We start from the raw sequence: 11,885 nt of genomic DNA, 5'->3' as shown, positions 1-11,885 counted from the left end.
AAGAAAAGTTAGAATAAAGAATAAACAAAAGGTGATACAACAGAATTCTCTGTAAAAACCAATAAGGCTCCTAATAACACCAAAACTATAATAATAGGAATTAACCAATATTTTTTTTGACGCATTAAAAACTTCAAAAACTCTAAAAATATACCTGACTTATTCATTATTAATATAGTTTTTCATAATCAATACTTTCTTCTTTATCTATCCATCCCGTTGTATTATGTTTCTTATTCGTTATTTTTAGAATAAAAGTAATTGGAAAAAAAAGTAGATAATAGACTATCCCTAAAATAACAAAAGAACTGATCTCTCCCAAAATATTGCCCACAAATAGCCAAATAAATAGAAAAGGATAAAATAGTATTGGTAACAAAAGAGTAATCATCAATATCAAAACAACACCGATTCCTGTATACATCTGTTTTGGAATAAACAATAACCCTTCTTTATAAACTGATACACAAAAAAGCAATAACAAAAAAGCAATTATCAAACCTCCGAACTGCCTTTGTTTTCTTTTGTCAATAGAATTTCTCTTAGTGACATCTATGATACCTTTAATCCAATTCATAATATGTTTGTTTAGAGAGTATCTCATTTACATTGTTATTAGTTTCTTTCTCTATTACGTAATTCCCTAATACCAATATGTCCATTTCCGTTTGAAAGAAACATTTCAACGCATCTAATGGCGAAGCAACTATTGGTTCTCCTCGTACATTAAATGATGTATTAATCAATACTGGGCAAGAAGTTTTCTCTTCAAACGATGAAATCAATTGATGTAATAACGGGTTTTCATCTTTATGCAATGTCTGCACTCTAGCAGAGTTATCTTCATGTATGCAAGATGGTATTTTTTCTTTCTTATCACTCTGAAAAGTAAATAGCATATATTTAGAAGGAGTGATATCTGAAAACCAATCCTTTGCTTTTTCTTCCAATACAATAGGGGCAAATGGTCTAAACCCTTCTCTTTTTTTGATACGCATATTTACATGTTTCTTCATATCCTCAAAAAGCGGACTGGCTAATATACTTCTATTACCTAATGCCCTTGGTCCAAACTCCATTTTACCTTGAAACCAACCTACTATTTTTTTATCCATCAATTTAGCAGAAACTTCTTCGCAAAGCCTGTTATCTTCAAGTAAAGTATATTGAATATTATATTCTTGTAATGTAGATTTTATCTCATCACTATCATAACCGATTCCCAAATACGCTTGAGTCTCTAAATTATTATCTAAATATTTCCTTTTATTTTTCAGATAATGGTAATACCCAACAAAAGCAGCTCCTAATGCGCCACCACTATCCCCAGATGCAGGTTGCACCCATATATTTTTATAAATGCTATTCTTGATTAATTCACCATTCGCTTTACAATTTAAGGCAACACCTCCAGAAAGGCATATATTTTCCATTCCTGTTATTTTTTGGGCATATGTAGTTATAGTTCGCAAAAAGTCTTCTGTAATAGCTTGTATGGAACTTGCAACATCACAATAAAAAGAGGTCATCTCTCCATCAGGTTTTCTAGCACTTTGTCCTAAAACATTACAAAAATTCTTATTTATAGTAGATTCTCCCTTGTCAAAAGAAAAATACTTTAAATTCAACATAACCTCTCCTTTATCAGAAATAGTCACTAAATGTTCTAAAATCAAATTCTTATATATCGGCTTACCATAAGGAGCTAATCCCATTAATTTATATTCTCCAGAATTTACCTTAAAACCACAATATTGGGTAAATGCACTATAAAGCAACCCAAAAGAATGTGGATAATGTTGTTCTTTTATAATTTTTACTTCATTATTTTTCCCAACTCCTATAGTAGTACAGGCTTTCTCTCCTACTCCATCAATGGTCACAATCACACTTTCTGAAAAAAGAGAAGAAAAGAAAGTCCCTGCAGCATGCGCTTCATGATGTTCTGAAAACAACATTTTGCCTGAATATTTCAATTCTTTTTTAATGATTGCTGGTATCCATAGTTTAGTTTTAGTCCAGGATTTAATAGATTTTTTAAAAAAAGAAAAACCAAAAGGAGCCTGCTCCTGAATTGAATTTATAATTCTATCGAACTTTAAAAATGGTTTTTCATAAAACACCACTAATGATAAGTCTTCAACTTCTATTCGCGCTTCTTTTAAACAAAACTCAATTGCATTTTTTGGAAAAGCGGCGTCATGTTTTTTTCTAGTAAAACGTTCCTCTTGGGCAGCAGCGATTATTTTTCCATCTTTAAGTAAACATGCAGCTGCATCATGATAAAACGCTGAAATTCCTAATACAAAACTCACAAACTATTTATTTAATGATAATTGTTCTTTCAAATAATCTCCTAAAACTTTCTGTCCCATATCATTTAGATGAGGATCATTCATATAATACAATCTATGATCTAACGAGTCAGATTTATTGAATATTTCTAATGGATTAATCAAAGAAACATTTTTATATGCCTTTAAATCTAGGGAAGCTTTTTCAAAAAAACCATATTCTATTTTATTAAATTCATCTTCATTTAAAAAAGTGGCTCCCATCTTCTTAAAATTATTAAAGTAAAATGAATTAACCTGTGTACAATGAGGTATAAAAACAATATAAACTCTAGACTCTTTTGATAATTCTTCAATAAATTCTCTGACTTCTTTAATCCAGATAGAATATCTTTTTTCAAAACCCTCTGTAATAGTTATTGATTTATACAAATAACTACTATCCGACATAAGATATAGTTTACTTCTTGTATTGTAACTATCCGTGGCAAAAGATTCTTTTATACTATTAGAATCAGTCTCCATTTTCCTTTGTTTAAACTGTCCTAATTTAGCATTAATGTATAAACTGCTTATAAACACATCGGATATATCCCAATATAAATTTCTTATTAAGGGTAGTTTATTATAGTTTGTAAGGTGATCAACATCGGCAAGGTCATTTCCAACATATACTTGGTAAATAATGTTTTTTGGAGTGTACTTTTCTAATCTACGATTTAAAAAAGTATTTACTTGCTTGATTCCTGTACCCGACACACCAGAATTAATAAAACTTTTATTACTGGATTTTCGTAAAACATTTATGTAATTATTTTCAGCTACTGAAAAAGAATCTCCAAACACCAAATAATCCACATGCTTCGATTTAATACTATCAGTATCGTTTAAGTAAGTAAATTCAGCTTTATAAAAATCTATAATAGAAAATCTATAGGATAGTTCAAAAAGTAACATAACAATCAAAAACACTATAATTGTCTGAAATAAGAATCGAAATAATTTCTTCACGTATAGAAATATTTGTTGTTTCACTAATAGTAAACTTAATACTTATAAATAATAAATCAAGCTACTAACAGAAGATAAATCTTAGGTTTTTATATTATTAACGAATCTTAATGCTGTTAATCAAAACTTCAACGGTTTCTTCTTATTAAAATCTTCTTCAATTATGGGTTTGTCATTGATTGTGGTCGTATCCCAATCTTGGGTAATCTTCCATATACCTTTGATTTTTTTTAATACAATATGAAACTGTCCGTAAATATATTGAGTTTCACTATTAGCAGTAATACCAATTTTATAAAAACCGACTTCATAAGAGGTATCTTCATTGGTACGCCTACTATCAAACCAAAAATCCAGTTTAATCTGAGTTTTGTTTTCTTTTGAAGCTTTGAGACTTTCCTGATTTCTACGCTTAAACTCATTCTGCGCATCAATTCCTTCTGGTGTAACACGTAATACCTCATCCGCATATATTGCATTTAAAGATTCAGCATTTAATGCTTCATAAGCTTTCTGAAAAGGTTTCCACACCGTTTGATCAATGTTTTTTTGAATTTCTGTTACATTGATCTGCCCTATTATATTGGTGCTTAAGGATAATAATAATAAAAGAAAAAAGAATAGACGCATGGTATAAGTTTTATCCAAAATACAAAAAACCAGCTACAAATCAATGTAACTGGTCATTATCATTTATTTCTTATTAGTACCGCTTACTCATACACCTCACAGATTGTAAATCTACATTATCATATCCGAGCCATCGGGTTTATCCCGCTAAGTCAGGAGACTTTGTGGAGCTGGTAGAGCAGTGGATGAATCTAAAGTATCATTAAAATATTCATTTAATTCATCAGGCATAAGCATACAACCTTCTTTGACTCCTTCTTTCCTTAGATGAAAGTCATCTACAAGTTTAATCCAAAACTCATATTCTTTTTCAAATAAATGGATTTGTTCTCCATAAAAAAAATCATAGTACTCAACTAATCTTTTTTGCGTTGTTTTCCAGTCATTTATATCTTTAACAATAATTGATAAGAATTTCTTATGATACAATTCAAAATTATCATAGTCATTTAAGTATGAATATTTATTAAAGATTTCTATAATTTCTCTATCTAAATCGGATTTAGTTATTGAACTAATATCAATAAACAAACCTGAATTATTATTTGCAATTAAATTACCATCAGACCATTTTAACAGCTCTTCTCTTGAAAAATATTTATGAAGAAAACCAAATTTTAAAAAATTCACATGCATAATTCTATTTTATTTTGATATGATTAGGTGCTTGATGAAATATTCTTCTCGTAAATGGATTAATTATTTCTGAAAATTTTTGTCCTTGTCTTGTTGTATAATTAAAAATAAAGGCTTTATCAGATTTTCTAAGTGAGAATTTTCCTTTCATAATAATTTCCTTATGAAGAAAAGCAGCGGCTCTATGTCCTGCATCAAGTTGACCTTGCCCTGGTCTTAAAGTTTTTTTTGAAAAAGAATATAAGAAAGGATGCGGCTTAGCAAATTTTAAAACAGCTCTTCTTCCTGCTGTATTCAAAAGTTTACCAATTCTACCTAATGTCATAGCTCCTTTAACAGCTCCTCCCATAGGCAAAATCAATCCTACATATTCAGCAGCTTCTGCTTGTGCAGCTTGCATACTACCTCGTAAAGCACTTAACTCTGGTTCATAAAAATAATGATAATAATATTGCTCATAAAGGTGATCATTGGTAAAACTTACTCCATTCTTAGCATTGTATTCACTTAAAGAACCTTCAAATTGAGTTTCCCAATGACTCAAAGCTTTTCCGTTTTGTAACCAATCAGGGGTGTCCGCATCAAACCCTCCTTGACCACCTCCTGTTGATCCATTTATGACTACTTCTTCTAATTGAAAAGGATCCGACTCTGTTCCAGAACCGCCACAACAATCATTACTGTTTCCTCCAGAGGCAAAAACAGGAGCTAACCCATTCATTTCTCTAAAATAAGTATCTTTAGACTTAGCATCCATTCTATCTTTTTCAGAATTCGCCCCACTAGGATCAGCCCAGAATATAGGATTATTATCAAAAGAGTTGTATGGTGACAATGAATGATGAGTAACAGGATCAATCGCTGTCCAACGAGCAATAGTAGGATCATATTTTCTAAAATCCATACTAAACATATTTAGACCTAGTTCATTTTCTTCTTCAACACCATTATAGCCATAGTTATGTTTCCTACCCGTAATGGTTTGATTGTATCCTTTATGTTCGAGCCCGAATGGATAGTAACTACCCCTGTTTTTTGAGACCTTTTGTCCTTTTTTTCGATATGCCACACTTAATATTGGCTCTGTGTCGATATGTAATTTTAAACAACCCAAGTATTATTTACGTTGACGTCTATTAACTAGTTTCTTTCTTATTGTTTCTATTTTATCGATTTCTTGAATACTCAAATTAAGAGTCGTATTCAATATTTTTTGGTTGTGCTTTTTAAGAACCTCATCAATGTTACTTTTATTCTTGAAAGCATTAGTGTAGTCATTAAAGTTATCCGCTGATGCCATCGGTATCGGCAATGTTCTAAACTCATTTGGAGTTAATTCAAGAACACCACCACCATAATAACGCCCTTCTAATTCAGAAAAAGTCAACGTTAAAGAATTATAAAACGAGTAAACAAAATCATTTATATCAATACCTTCTTTTGTCTTTACAACGTAAGCGCTATCCGTTACATGAACAGATGCTTCGTTTTTAAGTAATTTAGGGTACTCATGCGCTCTTTTAAAAAAGAATGCTTCTCCATGTTCTACTATGTTAGGTACTTGATACCAGTGTTTTCTTTTTTTACATTTATACCTTAAATGTAATTCTTGAATTTCTCCTTCATCGATATATTTCTGAACTCCCTTATTTAATCTTTTAGGATTAGCTAAATTAAAATCTAATAAATATGATGGTTTATTTTGAACTACTAAATCTTCAAAATCACTATCATTAAAAGTAACCGAACCGTTTACAAAAAAACCTTTTCTAATAATTGGTCTGCTATATCTTCTTAATCTATACCTTCTTAATGTTTCATCATTAACAATAAAAAAATCATTAGCTGCTGTTACAATACCTGCTTTATTATCAACTAATTCAGTAACACTTTTTAATTCACTTTTTATGTTTTCAAGAAATGAGTACTCGTCAGGAGTAATAAAATGGTGTGTCCATTTTTTATCTGATTCAGAAACCGCAATATTTTGCTGTAATACAAACCTATTATTCTCTAAATCATCCATAGTCTGAATAGTAGAATAGTAAGTTCCATGATTATTATGTTCTTTATACCCAATTAATAATACTGTGTCTTGCCCTTTACATTCCAAAAATTGAAGTTCGTCAAACATAAATATTTCAAGCCTCACAAAAGATTGTTTAAGAAGCTCTCTAATTTCAGCAGTAAACTTTACTTGTAAAAGTTCAAGTGGTAATACAAAAGCTACGATTCCGTCGTCTTCAATTTTAGAAATTGCACTGACTAAAAAAGCTGTCCAAATATTATTTATTCTTTTGTTACTTAAATTTTGGTCGACATGAATCTTGTTTGAAATTATCTTTTGTTCTTCTGACAAGAAGTTACTTTTTACATAAGGAGGGTTCCCAATTATCAGAGAAAATTCATTTTGATTTTCAGAGTGAAAATTTAAATAATCTTGATTATGATGAGTTAAATTTATTTGATTAATTACATTCTTATCAATTGCCTTTTGCAACTCATCGGCTTCTCTTTCGACAATATCAAAAGTGATTTCATTAAAATTATTTAAATGATAACTTTGATTAATAGCTTCAACAAAAACACCATCTCCAACACTCGGTTCTAAAATAGATATAGAATCGGAATTAAGCTGAGCCAAGCAATAGTTCGCAATAAAGTTGGCTAACCTTTGCGGAGTGTAATATGACCCAATTTGTTTTTTATCTTGCATTTATAATTTCTCTAAATTGAACTTCTAAAGCAAATTTTTTATTTAAAAGTTTATCTCGGTTTTCTTTTAATAAATTAGATATTTCTACACTAATGTTATTTTCATCCAGAGCCTTGTTAATTTTTTTTACTACTTCAAATATCTTTTCCATAGTATGTATAATTTCATGTCTTAATAAACCTAAGTTTAGATTAGTATATATGTAGAAACCCAATTCATTTTTTGGAATGATACTACCTTTAGTACTCCTTTCAAATAACTCCGCATATTCTTTTTCTCTTGGATGTATATATCCACTATTTCCATCATCACTTATCGAGTTTTCAGCCACCGCTGTAACCCAATCATTACTTTTTGCGTTGTTACAATAGAAACAACTATATACCAAATTATCATAATCATGCTCTAACTCATCAAATGGAGTTCTAGGTGCAAAATGGTCAATTTGCATTCCTCTCCAACCTCCAGTATATCCATGGTTGTCGTTACAATACCCACAATTACCATTAAAATCTTTCATTAAAACACCTTTGTAGTCAGAGTATTTTGCATACTGACCGGCAGTTCCAGTCTTAGTTGGTTCTATTTTTCTAAACATCACCTTCTTTACTTAATTTTTGAATTAATTCTTCAGTCTTATCAACTAGTGCATTTATTTCAGTTAATTCTTGGTCTTGATTTTCAATTGGAGTAACCAATCTTTGCCTGTCTGACATTTCTTCTAAAATATGGTTTAACTCTATAACCCTCTTTTTTTCTTTACCAGTTAATTTCTCTCCACTATCTTGCTTGAGCCTTAATTTACTATACTCTTCTTGATATCTCTTTTTTAATTTTTTATAAAATTCAATATGACTTACAACCTTGTCTTTAAAGGATGAGTTTTCAGGGTCATTAATTTCTTTTTTACTACAAATAAGTGTTTCAGGAGAAACAAAACTATCTTGAGCCTCTTCTACACGGCTGGTAAATATCAACAGAGGTAGATTTAACTGCCTATCTTTTACTCTCAAGAGTAATTCATCTCCATTAACTTCAACATTACTTTCCGCATATTTCAAGTAAAAATCAATTATTACCAAATCACATTTTTGTTCGATAATTTCATCTACAATTTCATCAGTTGCTTTATTATTTGGATGGATTGGAATAATGTCAATCTCATCTGCATACTCATCAAAATAAGAAAGAAAATCATCAATCTCTTTTTGCTCTTCATCTATGTAAGCAATTCTATATTTTTTACTCATAATTTACACTTTGTATGGTAATTTAATATTTACAGCAAAACCTTTCTCAGGGTTTTCAATTTCCATGACTCCATTGTAATACTCTACAACTGAATCAATAATATACATTCCTAACCCTGTTCCATTTGGTTCATTATTTTTGTCTAGCTTGGTAGTAAAACCAGGACGTAAAATTGCATAAGGGTTTTTAACATTTTTAGATAGACCAGGTCCATTGTCAGAGAAGTTTATTACTAAATAATCTAACCCATCTTCAAAATCAGATATTAGGTCTACATTGATATTTACAATTCTTTTTCCAACAAAACCTTTTCTGTCAAAAGCATCAAAAGAATTTATCAATAAATTATTAAAAACGCTTTCTATGTCTATAACAAATACTGTTAATTGAAGTAATTTTTCATTTGTTGTAGTAACATTTAATGTAACTTTTCTTGTATTTAAAACCTCCTCCCAGTCATTCTTAAAGTCTTCTAAAAACTCACTTATGTTTATAGTTTTTGTATTTCTTTTATCCTTTCTGATTGCAGCCAATGAGAAGTCTAACCAGTGTTTTAATTTACTATCGTACTTCTTAAAGTTTTCTAATTTTTTGAAAGGATTATTTCTGTTTTCTAATTCCTTATTTAGCTTTTCTTCATCTAATAGTTTTTTTAGAGAAGATTTTAAATAATTAGTTCTACGTTCCATTTGATTTTTGATAGTCTCAAATTCATGAGCAAAACTTGTAACTAATAACCCTGTTGTAGCTAAAGCTCTTAGTAATTTAACTTCTTCTTGAATATCTTCGTAGTCAAGTTTTATGGAATCGTAAGCTCTTTTAAATGTACTTCGTTCTTCTTTATATTCTTCTTTTGTTTTTGAATCGTTATCATTTGAATTTTCATCTTCTTCGGACATTGAATCTGCATCAGCTTTTGCAGCTTCATTTTCATTCTTCTCTCTAAAGAACAAATCCATCTGACGCATTACAGTATGTCTATCCCACTCAAATTCTTTAATTATCGATAATAAAAGTTCTTTTAGTACCTCAAAGGTTTCATTTTCTTGGAAACCTTCTCGACTAGATTTATCTTCAAATTCTAAGTTAGCGACCCTAGAAATATTAACAACACCAGCCACTTGATTTGGACTAACCCTGTATCCGCCACCTTTTTTAGTAACACCAGCTGGACTTTGAGCTTTACGCTCTCCTAAAAGTAACCAGTCAAATGAAGAATTATTTACTTCTCCATAAGGTCTAACTCTGAAGTTATCGCGAAAAACCTTTATTCCTCCAAATTTCTTATACCATTCATCTCTATGCTTAGGGGAAAAACTTTTATAGCTAAATTTCTCTTTTAAAATTCTTGACGATCTCATTTTCATAAAATAAAATGAAAAATCAATTGGTCCAATTTTGTTCGCTTCCTTCTCTCTTGGACTCCCTTCTAGTTGCGGTAATAATTCAAAAATAGTTGTGTTTATAGTAAAACTACCTTGTCTAAAAGTTGTTTTATCATAAGGAGCAACTTTCATCTGATTTCGCTTGAATAAATCTTGGTCTATCTGATTTAATTGGAATTCATTTCTATGCACAGTAATTTCTACTGTCTTATCTTCTTTTACATTAGCATCTAAACGATAATCATAATCTTTAAAATCATCGTTTTTAATCTTTCCATAATCATTTTTATGCCCTCTACTAAATAGGTAGATGTCAAACTTTTGTGTACTACCCGGTGGAGTTAAAACTTCTAGATTTCTAAACAGCTTGTCTATTTGTGATTTAGTCCACCAATCTCTTAACTCTGATATTTCGAGAAGCGTACCAGTCTGAAAAAAATCGTTATTTTGTTTAACCACAGATGAAACCTTTATGTCCGGGATAAGGCTAACTAACTTAATATCATATTTTAAGTTTTCAATTTTTTGAAAGTCAGCTTCTACTTGGTTAATGTTTTTCCCTTCTCCTTCAAAATCTTCCCAATCAACTTTCCAATCAAAACCAGTAAAACTTGGTTTTTCATCAACTTCAGGAAGTGTGACCATGTGACAAAGGCTACCAAGTCTATCCAAAGCAAAACGACCAATACCTTTAGCTCCTGCCTTTATTCTTCCTGATGGAGTAACAAAATCTTCAAGTTTATTGTTTGTACCGATGGTCATCCAATGGTCATCAATGACTTGTTCGGTCATTCCTTCACCGCCATCTACTATGTAGAGTTTATTTTTACTCTTATAAAAAAACTCTAATTCGGTATTGATATCTTCATCTAAATTCTTTCTGAGAATATATGTAGTATTGCTCTTTTTTGTATTTTTTTCATAAGCAAGTTCAAAAAGAGACGATTTTTCTTCATCTAATGTTTCCTTATAAAATTTCCTATATAGAGTGGGTGAAATTTCCTTTGGGACTGAATTATATTTAATATCAAAATATACTATACAAACCTTAGAATCGGCGTCATAGCAATTCTTAACTAATTCAATGATAGCGCCATCTGCGTTAGCCACATTTTCTCTACCTATTAGTCTAGCAGTTCTAGCTGATACTTTAAAAGGTTTTTTAATCATTGCCTATTTGGTTGAAATTAAAAGTTCTCTAATATCTACTTCTAAAGTCCTCGCTATATGCGACAATGTTTCTAAAGAAGGTTGACTGTCATTGGTACACCAATTAGAAATGGTAGATTCACTTTTACCAAGCTCTTTTGCTAACCATTTATTCTTCCTTCCCTTCTCAACTAGGACAACTTTAATTCTATTGATAGTCATAAACTAATAAATTAGTGAATTACACAAATATATTAGGTTAAAACATAAAGACAATGTTCTAATTCAATTATTTTTTTAGTGAAAATGCTTTTTAGTGTATGGGATGCAAATTCTCAATAACCTCCTGTAGGCTTTCAAGGTCATCCTGAACATAACGTTCTGTAGAAGAAATATAACGATGTCCAGCCATATACTGCACTTCTCGTATGTTGTGGTGCTGTAACCAGTACGTAATTACTGAAGCGCGAATTTGCTTTGTGTCTTTTACATTATGGTTAATTCTGCGTAGTTTTTTGAAAAGCCAGTAAGTAACAGCAAACCTATCGCTGTTTTGCGGAATAAAAGCCTCGCTGTGGCATCCAATTGAATTTTGTATAGCTTCCCTGCTAACATTTATATATTCCGCCAAAGAAAGGATTTGTGGCGATTTTATTTCTAGTTCACGGGAATTGGTTTTTCGAGTAGATGGTGGAAATTCTTGCCAAACTGACCCACTTAATCCTGCGAAAGTGACCCATTGAATCCTATTTAAAGTGACCTGGGTATTCCTGTTTAAATTGACCCACCCCTAAAAAGAGCGTGTATTAAATA

The 11,885-nt window shown here is 30.7% G+C and carries 12 protein-coding genes; all 12 read right to left on the bottom strand.

Annotation, left to right across the window (positions count from 1 at the left end; genetic code table 11):
- Window positions 1-8: 8 nt before the first annotated feature.
- Window positions 9-167 carry a DUF5989 family protein gene (locus QBK95_RS20605; RefSeq protein WP_255411785.1) on the bottom strand — a complete coding sequence of 53 codons (159 nt, stop codon included), beginning with the start codon at window positions 165-167 and terminating at the stop codon, window positions 9-11.
- 2 nt (window positions 168-169) lie between these two features.
- Window positions 170-577 carry a hypothetical protein gene (locus tag QBK95_RS20600; protein WP_280936448.1) on the bottom strand — a complete coding sequence of 136 codons (408 nt, stop codon included), beginning with the start codon at window positions 575-577 and terminating at the stop codon, window positions 170-172.
- Complete coding sequence (locus QBK95_RS20595) at window positions 564-2,315, bottom strand: carbamoyltransferase family protein (RefSeq protein ID WP_280936447.1); 1,752 nt, start codon at window positions 2,313-2,315, stop codon at window positions 564-566. The genes QBK95_RS20600 and QBK95_RS20595 overlap by 14 nt, the downstream gene beginning before the upstream one ends.
- 3 nt (window positions 2,316-2,318) lie before the next feature.
- Window positions 2,319-3,305 carry a hypothetical protein gene (locus tag QBK95_RS20590; RefSeq protein ID WP_280936446.1) on the bottom strand — a complete coding sequence of 329 codons (987 nt, stop codon included), beginning with the start codon at window positions 3,303-3,305 and terminating at the stop codon, window positions 2,319-2,321.
- Between the two features lie 120 nt (window positions 3,306-3,425).
- Window positions 3,426-3,935: a hypothetical protein gene (locus QBK95_RS20585; RefSeq protein WP_280936445.1), complete on the bottom strand. Its 510-nt coding sequence runs from the start codon at window positions 3,933-3,935 to the stop codon at window positions 3,426-3,428.
- Between the two features lie 147 nt (window positions 3,936-4,082).
- On the bottom strand, window positions 4,083-4,565 hold the full coding sequence (locus tag QBK95_RS20580; protein WP_280936444.1) for a hypothetical protein: 483 nt from the start codon (window positions 4,563-4,565) through the stop codon (window positions 4,083-4,085).
- A 10-nt stretch (window positions 4,566-4,575) separates the two neighbouring features.
- Complete coding sequence (locus QBK95_RS20575) at window positions 4,576-5,685, bottom strand: RHS repeat domain-containing protein (protein ID WP_280936443.1); 1,110 nt, start codon at window positions 5,683-5,685, stop codon at window positions 4,576-4,578.
- Between the two features lie 3 nt (window positions 5,686-5,688).
- On the bottom strand, window positions 5,689-7,287 hold the full coding sequence (locus QBK95_RS20570) for an Eco57I restriction-modification methylase domain-containing protein (protein WP_280936442.1): 1,599 nt from the start codon (window positions 7,285-7,287) through the stop codon (window positions 5,689-5,691).
- A complete protein-coding gene (locus QBK95_RS20565) occupies window positions 7,277-7,885 on the bottom strand; it encodes an HNH endonuclease (protein ID WP_280936441.1) in 609 nt (202 codons plus the stop codon). Before QBK95_RS20565 ends, QBK95_RS20570 begins: the two co-directional genes overlap by 11 nt.
- Window positions 7,878-8,537: a hypothetical protein gene (locus QBK95_RS20560; protein WP_280936440.1), complete on the bottom strand. Its 660-nt coding sequence runs from the start codon at window positions 8,535-8,537 to the stop codon at window positions 7,878-7,880. Before QBK95_RS20560 ends, QBK95_RS20565 begins: the two co-directional genes overlap by 8 nt.
- A gap of 3 nt (window positions 8,538-8,540) precedes the next feature.
- Window positions 8,541-11,093, bottom strand: a complete 2,553-nt coding sequence (locus tag QBK95_RS20555; RefSeq protein ID WP_280936439.1) for an ATP-binding protein — start codon at window positions 11,091-11,093, stop codon at window positions 8,541-8,543.
- Between the two features lie 3 nt (window positions 11,094-11,096).
- Window positions 11,097-11,294, bottom strand: a complete 198-nt coding sequence (locus QBK95_RS20550) for a helix-turn-helix transcriptional regulator (protein WP_280936438.1) — start codon at window positions 11,292-11,294, stop codon at window positions 11,097-11,099.
- Window positions 11,295-11,885 lie beyond the last annotated feature (591 nt).

The sequence above is a fragment of the Aquimarina mycalae genome, assembly GCF_029906345.1.
GTDB lineage: Bacteria > Bacteroidota > Bacteroidia > Flavobacteriales > Flavobacteriaceae > Aquimarina.
Note: the sequence above shows the minus strand (reverse complement) of the source record. Positions and strands in the feature narration are given on the sequence as shown.

What these genes read in the sequence shown, in the direction of transcription:
- QBK95_RS20605 (WP_255411785.1), bottom strand. Translation starts at nt 167, where the DNA reads ATGAATAAGTCAGGTATATTTTTAGAGTTTTTGAAGTTTTTAATGCGT.
- QBK95_RS20600 (WP_280936448.1), bottom strand. Translation starts at nt 577, where the DNA reads ATGAATTGGATTAAAGGTATCATAGATGTCACTAAGAGAAATTCTATT.
- QBK95_RS20585 (WP_280936445.1), bottom strand. Translation starts at nt 3,935, where the DNA reads ATGCGTCTATTCTTTTTTCTTTTATTATTATTATCCTTAAGCACCAAT.
- QBK95_RS20570 (WP_280936442.1), bottom strand. Translation starts at nt 7,287, where the DNA reads ATGCAAGATAAAAAACAAATTGGGTCATATTACACTCCGCAAAGGTTA.
- QBK95_RS20565 (WP_280936441.1), bottom strand. Translation starts at nt 7,885, where the DNA reads ATGTTTAGAAAAATAGAACCAACTAAGACTGGAACTGCCGGTCAGTAT.
- QBK95_RS20560 (WP_280936440.1), bottom strand. Translation starts at nt 8,537, where the DNA reads ATGAGTAAAAAATATAGAATTGCTTACATAGATGAAGAGCAAAAAGAG.
- QBK95_RS20555 (WP_280936439.1), bottom strand. Translation starts at nt 11,093, where the DNA reads ATGATTAAAAAACCTTTTAAAGTATCAGCTAGAACTGCTAGACTAATA.
- QBK95_RS20550 (WP_280936438.1), bottom strand. Translation starts at nt 11,294, where the DNA reads ATGACTATCAATAGAATTAAAGTTGTCCTAGTTGAGAAGGGAAGGAAG.